At 64.5% G+C, this 19,873-nt stretch carries 18 protein-coding genes and 1 riboswitch; of the genes, 13 read left to right on the top strand and 5 right to left on the bottom strand.

The window, feature by feature from the left end:
- Positions 1 to 51: 51 nt before the first annotated feature.
- On the bottom strand, positions 52 to 1,020 hold the full coding sequence (locus tag NXT3_RS25410; RefSeq protein ID WP_104840913.1) for a transketolase family protein: 969 nt from the start codon (positions 1,018 to 1,020) through the stop codon (positions 52 to 54).
- Entirely contained in the window at positions 1,020 to 1,829 is an 810-nt protein-coding gene (locus NXT3_RS25415) for a transketolase (protein ID WP_104840914.1), read from the bottom strand. The genes NXT3_RS25410 and NXT3_RS25415 overlap by 1 nt, the downstream gene beginning before the upstream one ends.
- 197 nt (positions 1,830 to 2,026) lie before the next feature.
- On the opposite strand from NXT3_RS25415, the gene NXT3_RS25420 reads away from it, so the two are divergent.
- The 5 genes from NXT3_RS25420 to ribB all read left to right on the top strand — a co-directional run bounded on the left by NXT3_RS25420 (position 2,027) and on the right by ribB (position 7,338).
- Positions 2,027 to 3,001 carry an ABC transporter permease gene (locus NXT3_RS25420; RefSeq protein WP_097527500.1) on the top strand — a complete coding sequence of 325 codons (975 nt, stop codon included), beginning with the start codon at positions 2,027 to 2,029 and terminating at the stop codon, positions 2,999 to 3,001.
- Positions 3,002 to 3,131: 130 nt separating this feature from the next.
- Positions 3,132 to 4,070, top strand: coding sequence for a substrate-binding domain-containing protein (locus NXT3_RS25425; protein ID WP_104840915.1), 939 nt, complete (start codon positions 3,132 to 3,134; stop codon positions 4,068 to 4,070).
- Positions 4,071 to 4,098: 28 nt separating this feature from the next.
- Positions 4,099 to 5,586, top strand: coding sequence for a sugar ABC transporter ATP-binding protein (locus NXT3_RS25430; protein WP_097539951.1), 1,488 nt, complete (start codon positions 4,099 to 4,101; stop codon positions 5,584 to 5,586).
- Positions 5,587 to 5,601: 15 nt separating this feature from the next.
- The gene (locus NXT3_RS25435; protein ID WP_104840916.1) at positions 5,602 to 6,390 is read left to right on the top strand and encodes an SDR family oxidoreductase; all 789 of its coding nucleotides are present in this window, start codon (positions 5,602 to 5,604) and stop codon (positions 6,388 to 6,390) included.
- Between the two features lie 60 nt (positions 6,391 to 6,450).
- Positions 6,451 to 6,597, top strand: a riboswitch (FMN riboswitch).
- A gap of 111 nt (positions 6,598 to 6,708) precedes the next feature.
- Positions 6,709 to 7,338: a 3,4-dihydroxy-2-butanone-4-phosphate synthase gene (gene ribB / locus NXT3_RS25440; RefSeq protein WP_104840917.1), complete on the top strand. Its 630-nt coding sequence runs from the start codon at positions 6,709 to 6,711 to the stop codon at positions 7,336 to 7,338.
- A 51-nt stretch (positions 7,339 to 7,389) separates the two neighbouring features.
- On the opposite strand, the gene NXT3_RS25445 is transcribed toward ribB, so the two are convergent.
- A complete protein-coding gene (locus tag NXT3_RS25445) occupies positions 7,390 to 8,985 on the bottom strand; it encodes a winged helix-turn-helix domain-containing tetratricopeptide repeat protein (RefSeq protein ID WP_097540023.1) in 1,596 nt (531 codons plus the stop codon).
- 250 nt (positions 8,986 to 9,235) lie between these two features.
- Between NXT3_RS25445 and NXT3_RS25450 the strand changes: the two genes are divergently transcribed.
- The 7 genes from NXT3_RS25450 to NXT3_RS25480 all read left to right on the top strand — a co-directional run bounded on the left by NXT3_RS25450 (position 9,236) and on the right by NXT3_RS25480 (position 16,273).
- Positions 9,236 to 9,988 carry an SDR family oxidoreductase gene (locus tag NXT3_RS25450; RefSeq protein WP_104840918.1) on the top strand — a complete coding sequence of 251 codons (753 nt, stop codon included), beginning with the start codon at positions 9,236 to 9,238 and terminating at the stop codon, positions 9,986 to 9,988.
- A 78-nt stretch (positions 9,989 to 10,066) separates the two neighbouring features.
- Positions 10,067 to 10,480, top strand: a complete 414-nt coding sequence (locus tag NXT3_RS25455) for a cupin domain-containing protein (protein ID WP_104840919.1) — start codon at positions 10,067 to 10,069, stop codon at positions 10,478 to 10,480.
- 88 nt (positions 10,481 to 10,568) lie between these two features.
- Complete coding sequence (locus NXT3_RS25460) at positions 10,569 to 11,666, top strand: HlyD family secretion protein (protein WP_104840920.1); 1,098 nt, start codon at positions 10,569 to 10,571, stop codon at positions 11,664 to 11,666.
- Entirely contained in the window at positions 11,663 to 13,267 is a 1,605-nt protein-coding gene (locus tag NXT3_RS25465) for a DHA2 family efflux MFS transporter permease subunit (RefSeq protein WP_104840921.1), read from the top strand. The genes NXT3_RS25460 and NXT3_RS25465 overlap by 4 nt, the downstream gene beginning before the upstream one ends.
- A gap of 197 nt (positions 13,268 to 13,464) precedes the next feature.
- Positions 13,465 to 14,490, top strand: coding sequence for a helix-turn-helix domain-containing protein (locus NXT3_RS25470; RefSeq protein WP_097539945.1), 1,026 nt, complete (start codon positions 13,465 to 13,467; stop codon positions 14,488 to 14,490).
- Positions 14,491 to 14,682: 192 nt separating this feature from the next.
- The gene (locus NXT3_RS25475) at positions 14,683 to 15,657 is read left to right on the top strand and encodes an AraC family transcriptional regulator (RefSeq protein ID WP_097527509.1); all 975 of its coding nucleotides are present in this window, start codon (positions 14,683 to 14,685) and stop codon (positions 15,655 to 15,657) included.
- Positions 15,658 to 15,769: 112 nt separating this feature from the next.
- Positions 15,770 to 16,273 (top strand): cupin, encoded by a 504-nt coding sequence (locus NXT3_RS25480; protein ID WP_104840922.1) that lies wholly within the window; start codon positions 15,770 to 15,772, stop codon positions 16,271 to 16,273.
- 108 nt (positions 16,274 to 16,381) lie between these two features.
- On the opposite strand, the gene NXT3_RS25485 is transcribed toward NXT3_RS25480, so the two are convergent.
- Positions 16,382 to 17,440 carry an adenylate/guanylate cyclase domain-containing protein gene (locus NXT3_RS25485; RefSeq protein WP_104841403.1) on the bottom strand — a complete coding sequence of 353 codons (1,059 nt, stop codon included), beginning with the start codon at positions 17,438 to 17,440 and terminating at the stop codon, positions 16,382 to 16,384.
- A 237-nt stretch (positions 17,441 to 17,677) separates the two neighbouring features.
- On the opposite strand from NXT3_RS25485, the gene NXT3_RS25490 reads away from it, so the two are divergent.
- Complete coding sequence (locus tag NXT3_RS25490; protein ID WP_037424655.1) at positions 17,678 to 18,133, top strand: SRPBCC family protein; 456 nt, start codon at positions 17,678 to 17,680, stop codon at positions 18,131 to 18,133.
- Positions 18,134 to 18,169: 36 nt separating this feature from the next.
- Here the strand turns inward: NXT3_RS25490 and NXT3_RS25495 are convergent, their stop codons facing one another.
- Positions 18,170 to 19,261 carry an extracellular catalytic domain type 1 short-chain-length polyhydroxyalkanoate depolymerase gene (locus tag NXT3_RS25495; protein ID WP_104840923.1) on the bottom strand — a complete coding sequence of 364 codons (1,092 nt, stop codon included), beginning with the start codon at positions 19,259 to 19,261 and terminating at the stop codon, positions 18,170 to 18,172.
- Positions 19,262 to 19,873 lie beyond the last annotated feature (612 nt).

Here is a 19,873-nt window from a genome sequence, read left to right on the forward strand (position 1 = left end):
CGGCGATGGGGAGGGTTTGCCGCGCCCGGCACGGACTCTAGACGCGCAGTATCAAACGCGGGAAGACTTCCGTGCAATCAAAGCGATGGCCGCCTCAGTGATGGCGGCAGGCGACATGCCGAATTCGTCGAGCAGGAACTCGGCCGAGCCGGTCGGGGCGAAGATGCCCGGAACGCCGAGGATCCTCATCGGCACGGGAGCTTCGGCCACGACGACTTCGGCGATGGCCGAGCCGAGGCCCCCGAAGGTGGAATGCTCTTCCGCGGTCAGGATCGCCCCGGTTTCGCGGGCGGCGGCCACCACGGCCTCGACGTCGATCGGGCGGACCGTCGCCATGTTCAGCACCCGGGCCTCGATCCCCCGTTCGGCGAGGAGGTCGGCCGCCTTCAGCATGCGGTGGGTCAGCGTGCCGTTGGCGATCAGCGTGATGGCGTCGCCGTCACGCAGCAGGTTGGCCTTTCCAAGCTCAAATCTGTGTCCGGCCGGCAGCAGGTCCGGAACCCCGACGCGCGACAGGCGAAGGAACACCGGCCCCTTGTAATGGGCCGCCCATTCCACCGCCGCGGCGGTTTCGATCGAGTCACAGGGCGCAATCACCGGCAAGTTGGGCAGCACCCGCGTCCAGGCGAAGTCCTCGATCGAATGGTGCGTGGGCCCAAGCTCGCCATAGGCCATGCCGGAGGAAATGCCGATGAGCTTCACATTGGCGTTGGAATAGGCGATGTCGGCCTTGATTTGCTCCAGCGACCGGCCGGTCAGGAAGCAGGAGGCGCCGCAGACGAAGGGCAGCAGACCGCCATTGGCAAGACCGGCGCCCACGCCCACCATGTTCTGCTCGGCAATGCCGACATTGACCAGCCGTTCCGGCCATTTGGACTTGAACCCGTTGAGCTTCGACGAGCCGACGGAGTCGTTGCAGACCGCCACGAGCTTGGGGTTGTCCGCGCCGAGGCGCTCCAGCACCGCAACGAAGGCGTCACGGCAATCGTGCAGTTTGGGAGAGGTGATCACGTCTTTCATCACAGGGTCTCCGAAAGCTCGGCCAGGGCGACCCGATATTGCTCGGCATTCGGCACCTTATGGTGCCAGTCGACCTTGTCCTGCATGAAGGAAATGCCGTGGCCCTTGTTGGTATGGGCGACGATTGCGTGCGGCCGGTTGCCGCGGCGCTCCAGTGCCGGAACGATTTCGTCCATGGCGTTGCCGTTGATCTCGGTGACGTCCCAGCTGAAGGCTTCGAGCTTGGCGGGGAAGGGGGCGAGATTGTTGGTCTCCTTCAGCGTGGCGCCCTGCTGGAAGCGGTTGTGGTCGATGATCAGCGTCAGATTGTCGAGGCCGAACTGCGCCGCGGCGGCGATCGCCTCCCAGTTCGATCCCTCCTGCATCTCGCCATCGCCGGTCAGGACATAGGTGTGATACTCGGCGCCGGTCAGCTTGGCGGCCTTGGCCATGCCGACGGCGACCGGCAGGCCGTGGCCGAGCGGCCCGGTATTGGTCTCGACGCCCGGGACCTTGGTGCAGTTCGGGTGCCCGTTCAGCCGTGAATGCGACTTCAGGAAGGTGCCGATCTCTTCTTCGGGCAGGAAGCCGCGCTTGGCGAGCGTCACATAGAGGGCGAGCGCCACATGGCCTTTGGACAGCACGAAACGGTCGCGGCCCGGATGCTTCGGCTGGTCGGGCCAGACGCGCAGCACGCGGAAATAGAGCGCCGTCAGAATGTCGATAGCGGACATTTCCCCGCCGATATGGCCGGCGCCAGCTTCGAAAACCGCCTGCAGATCGCGAAGTCGGATCTGTCGAGCGATGCGGTCGAGATCGTTCGGCTGCATGTATTCCTCGCGCTGAATAAATATACAATCATATATATAATTGCACGCTACCCCCGCATGTCAAGGGCCAGACGCAGGAAAAGCTATGCAGAACGAGGTTGACAGGACGCAGACCGATCATGTACGAATTTACACACAGCAATGAATAATTATGCCTAGATACACGTGAGGAAGCCGGGTAGCGAGAGGAGGGCGCCATGCTTGCGACAGCGACGGAGCGGCAAGGGTTCGCGGGCGGGATTTTTGCGTCGATGCGAGGGGCCACAGGTCCGCTGATCGGCCTCATCGTCCTGTGCCTGTTTCTCACCTTCGCCAGCGACAAGTTCCTTTCGATCAGGAACTTCCTGAACGTGCTCGATCAGATCACGGTGCTCGGCATCATGGCCGTCGGCATGACGATGGTCATCCTGATCGGCGGCATCGACCTCGCCGTCGGTTCTGTCATGGCGCTGGCAATGATGGTGCTTGGCTATCTGAACGTCGTTGCCGGCGTGCCGATGTGGATCGCCATTCCGCTCGCCCTGCTGGTCGCCTCGCTGAACGGCCTGATCGCCGGGCTTCTCATAACGCGCTTCAACGTGCCGGCATTCATCGCGACGCTTGCCATGATGTCGATCGCCCGCGGCCTGGCCAACATGATCACCGACGGCCAGCAGATCATCGGTTTTCCGACTTGGTTCAACATCATGGCCATCGTGCGCTTCGGCGGCTTCCTGACATTGACGGTCGCGGTCATGCTGGTGGTCTTCGTCGTCGGCCTCCTTTACCAGCGCTATCGCCATGGCGGGCGCGTCCTCTACGCCATCGGCGGCAACGCAGAGGTGGCGCGGCTTGCCGGCATCAACGTCCAGCGGGCGACCGTGCTTGTCTATGTGGTCTGCAGCTTCCTGGCGGGATTGTCGGGCATGGTGCTGGCGGCGCGGCTCGACTCGGTCCAGCCCTCGTCCGGTGTCTCCTACGAGCTCGACGCCATTGCGGCAGTCGTCATCGGCGGCACGTCGCTCTCCGGCGGAACGGGCGGCATCGGCGGCACCATAATCGGCGTGCTGATCATCGGAATCCTGCGCAACGGCCTCAACCTGCTGAGCGTATCGCCGTTCATGCAGCAGGTGATCATCGGCGGCGTCATCGTGCTGGCCGTCACCGCCGAGACTTATCGCAAGCGGAAATAGCCACTGTTCACCCCGCTTGCGGAAATGCCTGCGGGGAAGCGAAAACGGTCAGCAATGGTGCGGGCCGGCAAAAGGGAGGTGGAATCCTGTGAAGTCAGGAAATCCACAGAGCAACTCGGAGGAGAACCCCATGAAACTGTCCAACCTGCTGCTGGCGGCAACCACCGCTGCGGTCCTGATGTCCCCGCTCGGTGCATCGGCCGCGGAAGTCAAGAAGATCGGCCTCGCCGTGCCGAACCTTCAGGCGGACTTCTTCAACCAGATCAAGCTCGGCGTCGAAAAATACGCGAAGGAAAAGGGTATCGACGTCGTGGTGGTCGACGCGAAGAACGATACCGCCACCCAGGTCAACCAGGTCCAGGACCTTATGACGCAGGACATCAACGCGTTCATCTATATTCCGGCCGGTGCAGCCGCGGCCGCCGTGCCGACCCGCCTTGCCCGTGAAGCCGGCATTCCGGTGATCAACGTCGACCGTGTTCCGGATGGCGCGCCGGGCGATACCTTCATCGCCGGCGAAAGCGTCGAATCCGCCTATGCCGTCTGCAAGCACATCATCGAAAAGGCCGGCGGCTCGGGCAAGATGGCGATCATCCATGGCCAGAAGGGCACGACGCCGGAAGTCGATCGCTTCACGGGCTGCAAGCGCGCCATCGACGAGGCTCCGGGCGTGGAACTCGTCGCCCAGCAATGGAGCAACATGTGGTCCGCGGACGAAGGCTTCTCGATCGCCCAGAACATGCTGCAGGCAAACCCTGACCTCAAGATCATCTTCGGCCAGGCGGACGGTCTGGCGATGGGTGCGGCGAAAGCCGTAGACGTTGCCAACCTCTCTGACAAGGTGATCATCGGCGGCTATGACGGCGACTTTTCGGCGCTCGAATATCTCGCCAAGTGCAAGGGGCCGTTCGTCGCCACGGCGACGCAGAGCACCCAGAAGATGGGCGTCCTCGCGGTTGAATCGGCACTTGCCGTGGCCGCCGGCCAGAAGGTCGAAGAGCGCCAGACTCCGAATGCCGTGCTGACGACCTGCGAGAATGCTCCGGAGTTCGTGAAGAGCCATCCATAAATTGTCTCGATGCCCGAAAGGCAGCGCCATGACCACCCAGTCTCCCATCCTCTCGCTCCGTGGGATCCAGAAGTCCTACGGACCGATCAGGGTCCTGCACGGTGTCGACCTCGACATCTATCCGGGTGAGGTCGTGGCGCTGCTTGGCGAAAACGGTGCCGGGAAATCGACCCTGTCGAACATCATTTCCGGCACCGTGCAGCCGTCCGCCGGGGAAATGACCTGGCTTGGGGCAGTCTATGCGCCCGCCAATCCCCGTGCCGCGATGGACGAGGGGGTCGGCATGATCCATCAGGAGCTGAAACTGCTCCCGAAGCTCTCGATCGCCGAGAATGTCTTTGTCGGTCGCTATCCGATGAAGGCGGGCCGGGTCGACCGCAGGGCGATGGAGGAACGGGCGCGCAGCGGCCTCAAGCGGCTGGGTCTAGACATATCGCCCGACCGCCTCGTCGAAGGGCTCTCGACCGGCAAGCAGCAGCTCATCGAAATCGCCAAGGCGCTGACGCTCAATGCCCGCCTGCTGATCCTGGACGAGCCGACCGCGGCGCTCGGCGGCGAGGAAACCCAACTCCTCTTCCAGCAGATCGAACGGCTGAAGGCGGACGGGGTGGGCATCATCTACATCTCGCACCGTCTCGAGGAAATCCGCCAGATCGCCGACCGCGTCGTCGTCATGCGCGATGGCGCCAAGGTCAAGGAATTCGACAGCGGCGACGTGCCGATCCGCACCATCGTCGAGGCCATGGTCGGGCGCTCGCTCGAGCGCATGTTCCCGGCCCTGCCAGCGCCTCGGGAAGAGGTGACGCTTGAGGTCCGCGATCTCACCTCGCCGACGAATGCATTCCGCAATATCAGCTTTTCAGTCCGGAAGGGCGAGGTCTTCGGCATCGCCGGCCTGATGGGCGCCGGCCGCACCGAACTCGTGCGCGCCATCACCGGCGCCGATCCGATTTCCGGTGGCGAGATTCTGTTGAATGGCAATGCCGTCACGCCGCGCTCGCCAATCGACGCGATTCGCAGCGGGATGGTTCTCGTGCCGGAGGACCGCAAGCTCCAAGGTGTCGTGCTCGATCATTCGATCGCGGAGAACATCGGCTATGCCAATCTCGGCGCAATTGCCCGCAACGGCTGGGTTTCCTCCCGGCGTCTGCAACAGTTCGCCGACGAGTGCATCAGGAGGTTCGGCGTGAAAGGCCGCGGCCACCAGAACGCCGGCGAGCTTTCCGGCGGCAACCAGCAGAAGGTGGTGCTCGCCAAGTGGCTGGCGCGAAAGCCGCAGGTCGTTGTGCTCGACGAACCGACGCGCGGCATCGACGTCGGCGCCCGCTCGTCGATCTACGACCTCATCATGGATCTCGCCCGCCAGGGGGTCGCGGTGATCGTGGTCAGTTCCGATCTCGAGGAGGTGCTCGGCGTCTCCAACCGGATCATGGTCATGGCCCAGGGCAGACAGACCGGCATCCTTGATCGCGAGGACGCAAACGACGTCTCGGTCATGGAACTCGCGACGATTTGAACAAGGAAGAAATTCATGTCTGAAATCACGCTCAACGCGCCGAAACTGTTCGATCTCTCCGGCAACGTCGCCTTCGTGACGGGGGCGGGCAGCGGCATCGGGCAACGCATCGCCATGGGGCTGGCGCAGTGCGGCGCCGACGTTGCGCTGCTCGATCGCCGCACCGACGATGGACTGGCGAAGACCGCGGAATTCATCGCCGGCACCGGGCGCCGCAGCATCCGCATCGCCGCCGACGTGACCAATGGCGCGGCGCTCAACGAGGCGGTCGCCCGCACCGAAGCGGAACTCGGCCCGCTTGCCCTTGCCGTGAACGCGGCCGGCATCGCCAATGCCAATCCGGCCGAGGAGATGGAGGAAAGCCAATTCCAGACGATGATGGACATCAACCTGAAGGGCGTTTTCCTGTCCTGCCAGGCGGAAGCCCGCGCCATGCTGAAGAACGGCCGCGGCTCGATCGTCAACATCGCCTCGATGTCCGGCGTGATCGTCAACCGCGGCCTCAGCCAGTGCCACTACAATGCCTCGAAGGCCGGCGTCATTCATATGACGAAGTCGATGGCGATGGAATGGGTGGGCCGCGGCGTCCGCGTCAACACGATCAGTCCCGGCTACACGGCCACACCGATGAACACCCGGCCGGAAATGGTGCATCAGACCAAGCTGTTCGAGGAGCAGACCCCGATGCAGCGCATGGCGACGGTGGACGAGATGGTCGGGCCTGCCGTCTTCCTTCTTTCGAATGCGGCAAGCTTCGTGACCGGCGTCGACCTCCTGGTCGATGGCGGCTTCTGCTGCTGGTAAATATCACGGGGCCAGCCTGAGCTGGCCTCTTGCTTTTTGCCGGTGAAATTCCTTATCTACGCTTGTTCTCAGGGCGGGGTGAAAATCCCCACCGGCGGTATCCGGAGCGATCCGGGAGCCCGCGAGCGCTCCCGCCGATGCGGAAGGTCAGCAGACCCGGTGAGAGGCCGGGGCCGACGGTTACAGTCCGGATGGAAGAGGACAATGTCAGCAAACCGCTCCTTGTCGAGCGGCGCGGACTTGTTCGCCCAAGGGATGAATAGCGGCCGAAACGCCGCAGTTTGATGCCGAAGCTGGCTACCCTTGAAAGGCAATGGAATGGCAATCTCGAAAATTGAAGACGCAGTCGTGGCCCTGGCGCTGGGCGGCATGGTCGTCGTCGTTGACGACGAGGACCGGGAGAATGAGGGCGACATCATCGTCGCCTCGGACGCGGTGACGCCCGAAACGATCGCTTTCATGATGAAGCACGCCCGCGGGCTGATCTGCGTCGCGATGGAAGGAGAGCGTCTCGATGCGCTCGATATCCCGCTCATGGTTCCGCAGAACACCGAGCTCCATAAGACCGCATTCACGGTCTCCGTCGATTACCTGCCCGCGACCACCACCGGCATTTCCGCAGCCGATCGCGCCGCGACCGTCCAGGCGCTGATGGATCCCGACGCGCGTCCGGCGGACTTCGCCCGGCCGGGGCATGTCTTCCCCCTGCGGGCGCATCCGAACGGCGTGCGCGGACGGCCCGGACACACGGAGGCGGCGGTGGAACTGGCACGCCTTGCCGGCAAGTCCGCATCGGGTGTCATTTGCGAAGTTGCCAATGACGACGGAACGATGGCCCGGCTTCCGGAGCTCGTGGTGTTCGCTGAAACGCACCGGCTTCCGCTGATCACCATCAGAGACCTGATCGCATTCGTCGAGCAGCCGGCCGGCGCGGCACGGGCCGCGTAACCTCATCAGGCTGCCTGAAAACAGGCGGCCATTCGCTTCGGCTCGTCGAGCTCACTCGGGCAGACCGGCCAGCCGCAGCCCATCCGCGAACCGCGCCAGATCTTCGGGTCGATGGATCGGGAGCCAGTCCTTGAGGTTGGAGAGGCGCAAGGACGGATCGAGCGTGCGCAGGCGCTGCATCGCATGCCCTGCTTCGTCGATGCGCCCGGCGAGCGCATGGCTTGCCGCCGCCAGGGCGGCTGCCGGAAGCAAGCTGGGCAGGTTCCCGAGCGCCTTTTCTGCCCAGGCCGAGGCGGGATCGAAGCGCCCGGCGAAGAAATTTGCCAGCGCCATGCCGACCTGCATGCGGAACATTTCCGGATCCAGCGGACTGAGGCGAACGGCATGCGTCAAGTGTTCTGTTGCAGCGTCCGTTTCGCCGCGAAGCGCGCGGAGCGCACCGCCGAGATACCAGGCGGGAGCGAGATTGGGATTGAGCAGGACGGCCCGGTCGATGAGCGCGATACCGCCGTCGAGGTCGCCGGTGAGATGGGCGAGCGCATGTCCGCCTCTCGTCAACGCCACCGCATCGTCGCGGCCGAGTTGGACGGCGAGCCGCGCTAGGCGGGCGCCCTCGGCGATCTCGCCCGGAGGATCGATCATCCAACCGTTCAACTTTCGCCAGAAATGGCACCAGGCGGCCATGCTGTAGGCGGACGCGAATTCCGCATCAAGCTCGGCCGCCTTGTAGAACAAGGGTAGCGCCGCCTCGATGGCCTCCCGGGTTCCGCTGTGCAGCTTCGCCATGCCGCGCAGGTAATAGTCATAGGCGTCCAGGCTTTCCGTCGGCTTGCGCTTGGCGCGCTCGATCTCCGCCCGTTCGAGCTGCGGCGCGATCGCCCCGACGACGCTTTCGGCTATCTGATCCTGCAATTCGAAGATGTCGTCGAGCGTGCCTTCGAAGCGCTCCGCCCAGAGATGCGTCCCGCTCGTGGCGTCGATGAGCTGCCCGGTGATGCGCACCTTGTTGCCGGATTTGCGCACGCTGCCTTCGAGCACGTAGCGCACGCCAAGCTCTTCGCCGACGTCTCTCGTATCCACCGTCCGGCCCTTGTAGGTGAAGCTCGAATTGCGCGCGATGACGAACAGCCAGCGGATGCGCGACAGGGCGGCTATGATGTCCTCCACCACGCCGTCGGCGAAATAGTCCTGCTCCGGGTCGCCGCTGAGATTCTGGAAGGGCAGGACGGTGATCGAGGGCTTGTCCGGGAGGACGAGCGCGGAAGGAGGCTCCCCCGTTTCGCTTGGCGAGTGTCCGACGATGCCCGGTCCGTCGGGGTGGCTCGGTTTTGCGATCTCGCCGGTCTCGATCACCCCTATGAAGCGGAAGCCCTTGCGGGCGACGGTGCGGACCAGGCGCTGCTCTTCACCGTTGTCGCCGATTGCCTTGCGCACCGCGTTGATGTGGCTGGTGATCGTCGATTCCGAGACGATCCGGCCGCTCCATACCGCCTGAAGCAGATCGTCCTTGCTGACGACGCGGTCGCGGTTCCTGACGAGATGCAGCAGCAGGTCGAAGACCTGCGGCCCGACGGTCACCACTTCCGAGCGCAGGGTAAGCTCCCGGCGCTCGGGGTCGAGCACGTAGTCTCCAAACACGAATTGCACGTCGGCATCCCTCGACCGAGCGGCTCGGCTTGCCAGCCGGAGCAGCGGCGACACTTCTGTCCATTGATAGCACGGCTCGCCGTAACGCGCTCGCACCTCTGCCGCAAGATGACCGACAACCCGCTTGGACGGATAACCAAGCTTTCCTCAAGGTCAATTCAAGCCCGCGGCAAGGACTCCCGGCAAGCTTGCAGGCACTCTCCCCCCCGGATCGACGGCAAAGATGCGGTCGGCAGAAACGGAGAGAGCCATGAAGATCGTCGTCATCGGAGGCACCGGCCTCATCGGATCGAAACTCGTGAAGAACTTGACGGAGCGCGGCCATGAGGTGCTCGCAGCCGCCCCCAACACCGGCGTCAACACCATCACCCGCGAGGGCCTGGCCGAAGCGCTGGACGGGGCGGAGATCGTCGTCGACGTCGCCAACGCGCCGGTTTGGGAAGACAAGGCAGTCCTCGAATTCTTCGAGACGTCAGGCCGCAACCTCCTGGCCGCGGAAGCTGCCGCCGGCGTCCGCCACCATGTGGCCCTCTCGATCGTCGGCAGCGAACGGCTTCCCGACAACGGCTATTTCCGGGCGAAGGTCGCGCAGGAAAACCTCATCAAGGCGTCCGGCATTCCCTACACCATCCTGCGCGCCACGCAGTTCTTCGAGTTCGTCGGCGGCATTGCCCAGGCGGGCACGGTCGGTGACGAGATTCGCCTGTCGCCGGCGCTGTTCCAGCCCATGGCCTCCGACGATGTCGCGGCGGCGCTCACCGATGTCGCGCTTGCGCCGCCGGTCAAGGGCACCGTTGAAGTGGCCGGTCCGGAGGCGATCCCGCTCGACGAGGGGGTCAGGCGCTTCCTCAAGGCAACCAGGGACGCGCGCAAGGTCGTACCGGACGTGCACGCGCGCTACTTCGGCTCCGTCCTCGACGATCAATCGCTGACCCCCGGCAGCAATGCACGCATCGGCGCAATCCGGTTCGAGGATTGGCTCGCCCGGCAAGCCGCCCACTGAACCTCCGGCGGGCCGCCAAGACGAATGCGGCCCGCTCGGCCCTGACCTTTTGACAGTTATCCTCGAAGGAGAAATGCCATGCTTGCACGATTTCTCTCGGCCGCTGCCTTCGCAGCGCTTTCGATCACCGCAGCTTCGGCCGCCGACAGCCCGGCGGGCAAGGTAACCGTCGTCTTCGACCACGCGCTTCCCAACGTCCCCGGCAAGAGCATGAAGGGCGTTCTCGTCGAATACGGGCCGGGCGGCGCGTCGCCGGCCCACACCCATCCGAAATCCGCCTTCATCTATGCAACCGTGCTTGAGGGCGCGATCCGCAGCAGCGTCAACGGCTCGCCGGAAAAGGTCTACAGAGCCGGCGAGAACTTCTACGAAGAACCGGGCTCGCATCACCAGGTAAGCGCGAATGCCAGCGATACGGAGCCTGCACGGCTGCTGGCGGTGTTTGTCGTCGATACCGCCGAAACGGAGCTGACCACGCCCATCGGACAATAACCAACGTCGCTCGATGCCCGCAGTCCCGGGAGGCGATCGCCGCCAGGGCTGCTTCCCGGGTCATCGGCATCCAACAGGAACTGAGAAAATGGATACGCTCGAGGACAAGATCGCCATCGTCACCGGCAGGAGCCCTGCGAAAAATGTCGTCGTGGCGCAATCCAAAAAGAAGAAGATCGCCGGCTTGGCTCTGTGCGTCGGCGCCGTCGCCGTCATGGCCGGCGGTTGGGCCTGGGCCAGTTCGGGCGGCGCAGCGTCGACCGACAATGCCTATGTCCGCGGCGACGTGACGTCGCTCGCGCCGAAGGTTGCGGGTTACGTCACGGCCGTGGCGGTTCAGGACAACCAGACCGTCCGAGCGGGTGACGTCCTGTTCCGGATCGACGATCGGGACTACCGTGCACGGCTTCAACAGGCCGTCGCCAATGTCGAAGCTGCCGAGGCTCGCCTCATCAATGTCGATGCCGAGACAGAGCTTCAGCATGCGCTCATCCGCCAGGCCGAGGCCCAGAGCCGGTCGGCCGCGGCCGAGCTCGATCTGGCGACCAAGGCCTATGATCGCCGCCGCGAACTCATCCGCAGCAACACCGTCAGCCAGGCCCATGTCGATGAAAGCGATGCGGCACGCACCAGAGCCGAAGCGAACGTCTCGGCCGCCGCTGCGACGGTAGAGGCGCAGCAGCACCGCATCGCCGTCCTTGCCGCTCAGCGCGAAGCGGCCGTTGCTGCCGTCGCGCAGGCGGAGGCGGCGCGCGACCTCGCCCAGATCGATCTCGACAGCACCATCGTACGGGCGCCGGTCGCGGGCGTCATCGGCAACCGCCAGGTCCGCGTCGGTCGGCTTGTCGCGCCCGGCGCTTCCCTGCTCGAGATCGTTCCGGTCAACGACGTGTGGGTCGTGGCCAATTTCAAGGAAACCCAGCTCGAACATATCCGGCCCGGCCAGCGCGCCCGCATCACCATCGACGGCTATCCGAACGGGGCGCTTGACGGCGTGGTGGACAGCTTTGCGCCGGGCAGCGGCTCTGCCTTCAGCCTGCTTCCCGCGGACAATGCGACAGGCAACTTCGTTCGCGTCGTCCAGCGCGTTCCGGTGAAGATCCGGCTTGCCAACAATCCCTCGCCCGGCCGCATCGTGCCCGGCCTGTCCGCGCGCGTAGAAATCGCGCCGGGAGGCGGCTCATGACCACGGTATTTACGGCCACGAGCCGCGACAGATCCACGGCCGGAACCATTCTTATTGCCGGCATCGTGCTTGCCACTCTGACCGAAGCGATCGCCAGCACCGTCCTGTCGCTAGGACGCGGCGATATCATTGGCGACACCCATGCGACGCCGGACGAGTTCGCCTGGCTGGACATCGGTTATACCACGCTCAAGCTTATCGGATTCCTGGCCGCCCCCTGGCTGATGAACCGTATTCGTCCGCTGAACCTGGTGATCGGCGCAACCCTGGTCATGGGCATGGCTTGCGGCATTGCCGCCATGACGGATCGCCTTGACCTGATGGTCGCCCTCCGCATCCTCCAGGGCCTTTCCGGTGGCACTCTGCTTGTCGCCGGCCAGGCGATCATCTTTTTCGCCTATCCGCGATCCCGCCAGCCGATCCTGCAGGCCCTATTCGCGATGGGGGCCGTCGTCGCCCCCGCGACAATCGCGCCTGCCCTTCAGGGGTGGTTGATCGATAGCCAATCCTGGACATGGATCTTCTTCAGCGTCGTTCCGGTGGCGCTCGCGGCTGTCGGGCTGCTGTTGATCGCGAACCCGCCGACAACGCCCGAGATCGTGCACCGTCCGTTCGATTGGATCGGCTTCGCGCTGATCTCGGTCGCGCTTTTCTGCTTCACCTACGTCTTCAGCCAGGGCAGCCGATGGGACTGGTTCGAGGAGCCGCGCATCCTGTGGCTGACGGTGATCGGCACAGCCACGCTGCTGGCATTTCTCGGCCAGCAGGTTCTGGCCAAAGGCCGGGGCCTCATCGATTTCACCCTGTTCGGATCGGAGGATTTTACCTTCGCCTTCATCGTCAGTTTCGTCGCCGGCGCCGCCCTGTTCGGCAGCGCGTTCCTGATTCCGTCCTTTGCCGTATCGGTCCTCGCATTCAGGCCTACGGACGCCGGCCTGCTCCTGTTGCCGAGCGGCGGGCTGTTCATCGCCGCCCTGCTCCTCGCCGCCTTTCTCTTCCAGGTACGCCGCGTTCCGCCCTTCGCCACGGTGCCGTTCGGCATCCTGATGATCATGGTCGCGATGTGGATGCTCTCCGGTTCGACCAGCGAGAGCGGTGCCGACGACATGATGGCGGCGATCCTGCTGCGTGGCCTCGGCCTTGGCTTCCTGTTCCTGTCGATCACGCTGATCGCCTTCGGCAACCTCAACAGCCGAAATCTCGCCTCCGGGATCGGTCTCTTCAATACAGGCCGCCAGCTCGGCGGGCTCGCGGGGGTCGCAGCGCTCCAGACGCTGATCGACCATAACCTCGTCGCCAATCTCGCCGTCCTCGGCGCCAATGTCACTGCCGGCAAGCCCGCGGTGATCGAGCGGCTGGCGACCACGGCGGCTATGCTTTCAGCAAAGGGGATGGACGCAGCCGCCGCCAGCCGAGCGGCAACCAGCCTTCTCGGCCGGACCGTGACAGGTCAGTCCAGCGTGATTGCCTTTGACACGGCCTTCAATGCGGTCGCACTGCTGTTCGTCGTCGCCGCCCCGGTGCTGGTCGGCATCAAGATCGGACTCTCCAGGTACGCGAAAGCGCGCTCTGCCCGGCTGCTGAAGGCGAAGGCGTCGTAGCGCCTGACACTGTTGCGCATCGATTTTGCCGGCCCTATGCTTTGGGCAGTTTCGCGCCACGGCTTCCGACGGTAGGGGAAGCATGCGACACCAGGAGGGAAATCCCCGCTGTCTGCGGGAGGACGCCGGCGAGGACGTGACGGGCACCCTTCCGCTGGGTCTGTCGTGGCGGCTTTGAGGGATGCAACCGGGGTCGCATGTCGGATAACAGCGCTGCACAGGCATCGTTTCAGTTTCGCGGTTCGTCATTCGACAGCATGATCGAAACGCTCGGCGGCGCTTTCGGCACCTTCGCAGCGGAGCCGATCAGCCAGGCCCAGAGTTTCCGTTGGGGGATCGACCTTTCGGCCTGCGACAGTGCAGTATTGATCACCGGCTATCATCAAAGCGATTTCCAGTTCCACATCGAGCCGACCGCCGATACGGCGGAGTATCTGTCGATCGTCCTGCCTCGAAACGGCGGAATGGGCGTGACCTACGGGCCGCGGACGGCGGAGGCGGGGCGAGGAGAGTTGCTCCTCTACAACAATTTCGAACCCAACAGCGTCATCATGCACGGGGAAGACAATGTCGTAGACGAGCTCCTGATCAACTGGTCCGTTGTCCTTCAGACATTGGGTCAGACCTTCGAGGCGCCCTTCGACGGATCCCTGAACCTGCTGCCGCAGGTGAGCTTGTCCACGCCGGCCGGCCAGTTGATCGGCAATCTTGCAGAAACGATCATGGGCGGCATACGCAACGGCGGTCCCTTGCTGCAGTCGCCAATCGCTATGGCGCACTTGACGCAGGCGCTTGCCGACGTGGTGGTGCGCCTGGTCCCCCACCGGCTATCGCACTTGCTGGACAAGAAGCCGTGCCTGATCGCCCCGCGCCATGTCCGCCGGGCGATCGAGTTCATGCAAGCCAATATCAATCAGCCGATCACCATGCCTATGGTTGCCGAAGCTGCCGGCGTTTCCGTCCGAGCTCTGGAAACCGGCTTCCGCGCCTTCCGGGATACGACGCCCGCCGCCTATCTCCTCAGGCTTCGCCTGCGCTCGGCACGCCAGGACCTCCTCGATCCCGAGAACAATCAGACCCTGAGAGCGATCTGCCTGAAATGGGGCTTCTTTCATTTCGGGCGGTTTTCCGCGGTCTACAGGGCGACCTATGGAGAAAACCCCTCCGATACAAGGCGGCGCGTCGGCGGTTCTGTTTTCACGGGCGCGGACGTCCTGCGGTGAATGCGGCGTTCGGCGTGAAAGTATCTGCCGCGGGACACCTGCAACTCGGTGCATCGAATGCAGCCTGTTGCATTACAAGGTCCATTGTATGATGCTGTGCCGCCGCTGCGATGTATTATGGCATACCTTTCAGCGTGACGGCGCCACCCGCGGAATTCTGCTCATAGAATGTAAGCAAGGAGAAGAGTATCGATGGCATTGGGGGATTCGGCGACGCGTCCGGACTGGGTGTCGTTCGAAGGGCGCGACCCGGACCGCCTTGCAGCAACGCTGACGAGTTGGGTCTCCAGTGTCGTCGTCCGGCCGCTTGGCAGGGAAAGCATCTACTACAATTGCGCCTGGGCGAATGCCGGCATTTTATCGATCGGCTGCACGCATATCGATGGGCGGATCCTCTTCGAGAGCGAGGCCGACGGTCAGCTGGTGCTGATCGTGCCGCTTCGTGGCGGTGTAGATCTTCGCATGGGAAGGCAGGCCTTTTGCACATCGCCGGGCCGGGGCGCAGTCATAGAAGGCGACCGCCGCATTGCTGCTCAATCCCTGAGCGCTCGCGAGCACATGTTCGTCGCTATCGATCGAGCTGCGCTGTTGCGCCAGCTCTGCGACATTGTCGAAATGCCGGTTTCCGGAGCCCTGGAGTTCTCGCCGGAACTCGACCTGTTGTCGGGACCGGGAACAGCAATTGCCAGCATGGCCGAGACGCTGAGAGCGGGCCTTACTGGCGATGCACCGTTGCGCAGGTCGCCCCTCGCGCTGACAAACTTAAGTGAGGCCTTGATCCAGCTGCTCCTCGACACGGTGCCTCACCGCTTCTCGGAAAGAATGCGCCGCGCGGTTTCGCCGGTCCCGCGGCATGTGAAGAAGGCGGTCGATTTCATGATGGCCAACCTGTCGAGGCCGATTACCCTGGTAGAGGTCGCCGCCGCCTGCGGGGTCAGTTCGCGTACCCTCCAGCAGGGGTTTCGCCAATTCAAAATGACCACCCCGATGAGCTACCTCCAGGATCTGCGGTTGAAGGCGCTTCGCGAAGAGCTGACCCAGGCCTGGCCGGGGCAAAGCGTCGCCGACATAGCGCTCAAATGGGGCTTTACGCATATGGGGCGTCTGGCGACCGATTACCGCAACCGTTTCGGAGAGCTTCCATCCCAGACACTCCGCTCCTGTTGAGCGGCCGGCCGGGACGGCTGCACCCCTCGCGCCCAATTGCCGGCGATCGCTCGAATTCGTCGAATCAGGTCCTATAAATAATGGGAACGACATCTAATGGGCGGAGCCGGAGATGCGCGAACCCGAATGCATGAAATTCCAGCCGAGCGAATGGGTGCCGAACCACCCCAGGCTGCCGGTGCTTCTTTATCGTCAGGCTCTGTCCGCCGCGGAGAGCGATGCGGCGGCGTTCGAGCGGCGCTTTGCCGCGGCCGGTTGGCAGGGGCTGTGGCGCAACGGCGTCTTTTCCTATCAGCATTATCATATCGGCGCACATGAAGTCCTCGGCATCGCCGGAGGCAATGCGAAGCTGTTGATCGGCGGTCCGGACGGCGTGGTGCTGAAGGTGGGTGCAGGCGACTGTCTCGTCCTACCGGCGGGGACGGGTCACAGGAACCTCGGGTCGAGCGACGCTTTCCTCGTCGTCGGCGGCTATCCGCCCGGGCAGACGGCCGATATCCAGACGCGGGCCGCCAGCACGAGCGCCCTGCAAACGATCGCCAACCTGCCGCTCCCCGCAACCGACCCGCTCCATGGCGCCGACGGGCCCCTGACGCGTCTTTGGAAAGAGGCCTAGGCTGCGGATTGGGGCGACGTCTTCGCTACGAACTGCGCGTTCGACGCTCGCGCTGCCGTGCCTCGGTGCGCCACCGGTGGCGGGGAGGGCGACGGACGACGTCCCCGATCACCCCTCCGCCAGCGTAAACACGGCGCAGGGCGCGGCGATGCCGCGGAGCTCGTGGTCGCCGAGTGGCAGCAGCGGGCTTGAGGTTTCCTCGGCGACGGCGCCGGAGATCAGGACCGAGCGGCCGAGCGGGCGGCAGAGGCCCTCGAGGCGGCTGACGAGGTTGACGGCGGGGCCGATAGCGGTGAAATCCAGCCGGTCGACGGCGCCGATATTGCCCCAGAGGACGTCGCCGAAATGCAGTGCCGTACCGAAGGGGAGCGGCGGCAGCCCCTGGGCCTGGCGCGCGGCGTCAAGATGCGCCATGCCGGCGCGGGCGGCGACGACGGCGCGAAGGGCGGCCTCGCAGGCCTCGGCTGCCGAACCGGTCACAGGGAAGATCGCCAGCAGGCCATCGCCGATGAACTTCAACACCTCGCCACCGAAGGCGTGGATCGCCCCGGCGACGCGGTCGAACCAGGCGTCGAGCGACGCGATCATCTCGGCGGGCGGGGTTGCCTCGGAGAGCGCGGTGAAATTGCGCAGATCCGCATAGAGCATTACGGCGCGGATGGTCTCGCCGGTGCCGCGGGTCAGTGCGCCGGCCCGGACCCGTGCGGCACTGCGGCGGCCGAGATAGGCCTCGAGCAGCGCCGACAGCGCAGCCCGCTCGGCAAGCGCTGCCAGTGGCGCCGCGGCAAAGCGGGCCGCCTGGCGCAGCCGGCTCGCCTCGGCCGGGTCGAAGCCGCGTATCCCGGCCCAGGCGAGCACCGGTTTGTCGGGCGCCGCTCCGACCGTGTCCTCCAGAACCGGACCGAGTCCGGCCAGCCAGTCGCGCTCGGCATGGCTCGGCGGGCCGCCGGCGAAGCCTAAAGATTCGATCACCGCCCCCGTCTCCGCGCGCCACAGCCAGGTGCGGCGGGCGATGATCGGATGCGGCACCGCGAGCGTCAGGGCGCCGCCGGCCAAGGGAAGACGTTCGGCCAGGAGCCGGCTGCCGAGCTCTGCGAGGAAACGGTCGGGGCCGGGCGAGGCGCCGGCCTCGTCCAGCAGCCAGCCGAGGGGTGCGGGCAGGTCCATGCGGGAAGCATAGCGCCAGGAGAGGCGGCCTGTCATCCGCGTCTGCGCGTGACCTCTCGAAGCGAAATTGGTGGAAAGAAATCACTTGCAGATCGATACTTACACTCGTCTCGGGCGGGTCTGCTCGCGCGGGGCGTATTGGTGGTTTCGCATCCGGCGCCGAGGGGCTATCATTGGAACGGTCCCGATCCCGCCTGCCGATCCGTCGCCGCAAGGGGGCAACCATGGGGGAGACCGATGCAAGAGTCCCTCGTCGTCCGCCGTGAGACGCATATTGCCGCGCCGCCCGCGGCGGTCTTCGCGCTGCTGACCGACCCCGAGAAGATCCTGCGCTGGATGGGCACCGAGGCGGAGATCGAGCCGCAGCCGGAGGGGCTTTATCTGGTCAACGTCACCGGGGCCCGCTTTGCCCGCGGATCCTTCCGCGAGGTCGTGCCGGTGCACCGGCTCGCCTACAGCTTCGGCTGGGAGGGCAGCGAGGTCGTGCCGCCGGGATCGAGCCTGGTGGAGATCGACCTGATCGAACAGCCGGACGGAACGCTGCTGCGCCTGACCCATTCGGGCCTGCCCAGTGCCGAGCAATGCGCCGGCCATGCGGAAGGCTGGGCCCACTATCTCGACCGGCTGGCCGCGGCCGCAGCCGGGCGCAATCCAGGCCCTGATCCTTGGCACGGCCGCACGGGTAGCGACTGATTTTAGAGTTTTGCCGCCGCGTGCGGTGGATGCCGGCTATCGCTTCAAGCCGGCCGCGCGAAGCGCATAATCGATGACTTTCCGGATCTTGTCGTCCGGTGACGACGAGCGATCCTCAGGCACGAGGCGGTCGGGAGGCGCCTTGGCCACCGATTTGCGCCGCCGGACCGTCGCGGGTTTTCGCGTCAGCCCCCAGGATTGGGCAATGTGTGCGGTGGAAGAGATGCCGACGTCGAGCATATAGGGACCGCTCTTCCCGTAGCCGTTCGCCACGTCGAGCGGCAGCCCATGTCCCATGTCGCGGATGGTGTAGAGCGCGATGCGGTCGCGTCCGTCGGCGTCCCTCCAGACCTTCCGCGTCTGGCCGTCCACGGCTTCGGTGACGGCCAGCGCCGAAGCGACGTCGTGAACGCCGCGCCATTGTTCGACGATCGCCCGCGCATTCGCTTCGGCAACGGTGCTGTCCCCGGTTCCGTGCCACACGGAAAGCGTCGGCCAGGGTCCGCTGTGGAGGGAGGCGGCGCGAAGGCCGGCGCGCAGCTCCCGGCTCTTCGGAATGCCGTGCCCGCGCATCCGCTCGAATGCCCCCGAGACCGTAGACGCGGTTCCATAGGGAAGGCCGGCAATGATCGCCCCGCCGGCAAAGACGTCCGGATAGGTTGCGAGCAGAACATTCGCCATTGCGCCCCCGGCGGAAAGCCCGGTGACGTATATCCTTTCGCTGGCAAGCTTGTGCCTCGAGACCATCGTTCCGATCATTTGGCGGATGGAGAGTGCCTCGCCCTTATCGCGGCCGATGTCGTCGAGGAGGAACCAGTTGAAACAGAGATTGCCATTGTTGTCGCGCACTTGCTGCGGGTAGAGAAGCGCGAAGCCATGCTCCTCGGCCATTTTCGACCAGCCCGAGCCGGCGTCGTAGTCGGCCGGGATCTGCGTGCAGCCGTGCAGGACGACGACAAGCGCCGGCTTCTTCGCGAGCCTTTTCGGCAGATAGCACTTGGCCTTCAGTGCTCCGGGGTTAGAACCGAAATTCGTAAGCGCGAAAAGCCTGTTGCGGAGTTGAGCAGGCTCGGCTTTGCCTGACTTGAGCCGCGTGATCCTTGCAAGCGTGTCGGGTACTGTTCTCATGAATGGATATCTCCTGCGTCAGCAGCCGGGGCGCCACCAAGCCATAACGTCGCCTAGCGGAATTAGTTGCTGCACTGCACAATGAAATATCCGTGATAGGTCCTTCAAGATCTCCGGAGCGGCAAGGGCACCGATCGGCGGCGGCTCCTTTTCGGAGGAACGACGAGTTGGCTTGTGGCTCTGAGCCGCTGGTCAGTGCTCTCGAAGTAATCGGACGAACGACGATGTCAGTTCCTGACTAGACCTTGGTCGGATATCTGCCCCCGTCTTTCGGACCAGTCTCCAATGACAAAGGTCTAAGGAGGACGTTTCAGTGGAACGAAAGACCATGGAACCGCATAGCTGCCGTTGAGGTAGTGCCGGCTCGGCTGGCACGAGCGTGAAGGCTAGCGGCAATGCCGGCCGGTCTGACGCGGCGGGGATTTTACCTCGCGTCCCACACGAATGGAGATGCGCGATGCGATACAGAATATCGGCCTATCCGGAACGAGAAGCCCGCAGCGGAATACCCGTCGCATTGATGCTTGCGATGATCGCTGTGTTGAGCGCCTATCTGTTCGTCGGGGATTTGCTCACGGAGCCCCGCCAGCAAACCCGTGTCTATCCACCTGA

It is taken from the genome of Sinorhizobium fredii, from assembly GCF_002944405.1.
Lineage (GTDB): Bacteria > Pseudomonadota > Alphaproteobacteria > Rhizobiales > Rhizobiaceae > Sinorhizobium > Sinorhizobium fredii_C.

What these genes read in the sequence shown, in the direction of transcription:
- NXT3_RS25410 (WP_104840913.1), bottom strand. Translation starts at nt 1,020, where the DNA reads ATGAAAGACGTGATCACCTCTCCCAAACTGCACGATTGCCGTGACGCC.
- NXT3_RS25415 (WP_104840914.1), bottom strand. Translation starts at nt 1,829, where the DNA reads ATGCAGCCGAACGATCTCGACCGCATCGCTCGACAGATCCGACTTCGC.
- NXT3_RS25420 (WP_097527500.1), top strand. Translation starts at nt 2,027, where the DNA reads ATGCTTGCGACAGCGACGGAGCGGCAAGGGTTCGCGGGCGGGATTTTT.
- NXT3_RS25425 (WP_104840915.1), top strand. Translation starts at nt 3,132, where the DNA reads ATGAAACTGTCCAACCTGCTGCTGGCGGCAACCACCGCTGCGGTCCTG.
- NXT3_RS25430 (WP_097539951.1), top strand. Translation starts at nt 4,099, where the DNA reads ATGACCACCCAGTCTCCCATCCTCTCGCTCCGTGGGATCCAGAAGTCC.
- NXT3_RS25435 (WP_104840916.1), top strand. Translation starts at nt 5,602, where the DNA reads ATGTCTGAAATCACGCTCAACGCGCCGAAACTGTTCGATCTCTCCGGC.
- ribB (WP_104840917.1), top strand. Translation starts at nt 6,709, where the DNA reads ATGGCAATCTCGAAAATTGAAGACGCAGTCGTGGCCCTGGCGCTGGGC.
- NXT3_RS25450 (WP_104840918.1), top strand. Translation starts at nt 9,236, where the DNA reads ATGAAGATCGTCGTCATCGGAGGCACCGGCCTCATCGGATCGAAACTC.
- NXT3_RS25455 (WP_104840919.1), top strand. Translation starts at nt 10,067, where the DNA reads ATGCTTGCACGATTTCTCTCGGCCGCTGCCTTCGCAGCGCTTTCGATC.
- NXT3_RS25460 (WP_104840920.1), top strand. Translation starts at nt 10,569, where the DNA reads ATGGATACGCTCGAGGACAAGATCGCCATCGTCACCGGCAGGAGCCCT.
- NXT3_RS25465 (WP_104840921.1), top strand. Translation starts at nt 11,663, where the DNA reads ATGACCACGGTATTTACGGCCACGAGCCGCGACAGATCCACGGCCGGA.
- NXT3_RS25470 (WP_097539945.1), top strand. Translation starts at nt 13,465, where the DNA reads ATGTCGGATAACAGCGCTGCACAGGCATCGTTTCAGTTTCGCGGTTCG.
- NXT3_RS25475 (WP_097527509.1), top strand. Translation starts at nt 14,683, where the DNA reads ATGGCATTGGGGGATTCGGCGACGCGTCCGGACTGGGTGTCGTTCGAA.
- NXT3_RS25480 (WP_104840922.1), top strand. Translation starts at nt 15,770, where the DNA reads ATGCGCGAACCCGAATGCATGAAATTCCAGCCGAGCGAATGGGTGCCG.
- NXT3_RS25485 (WP_104841403.1), bottom strand. Translation starts at nt 17,440, where the DNA reads ATGGACCTGCCCGCACCCCTCGGCTGGCTGCTGGACGAGGCCGGCGCC.
- NXT3_RS25490 (WP_037424655.1), top strand. Translation starts at nt 17,678, where the DNA reads ATGCAAGAGTCCCTCGTCGTCCGCCGTGAGACGCATATTGCCGCGCCG.
- NXT3_RS25495 (WP_104840923.1), bottom strand. Translation starts at nt 19,261, where the DNA reads ATGAGAACAGTACCCGACACGCTTGCAAGGATCACGCGGCTCAAGTCA.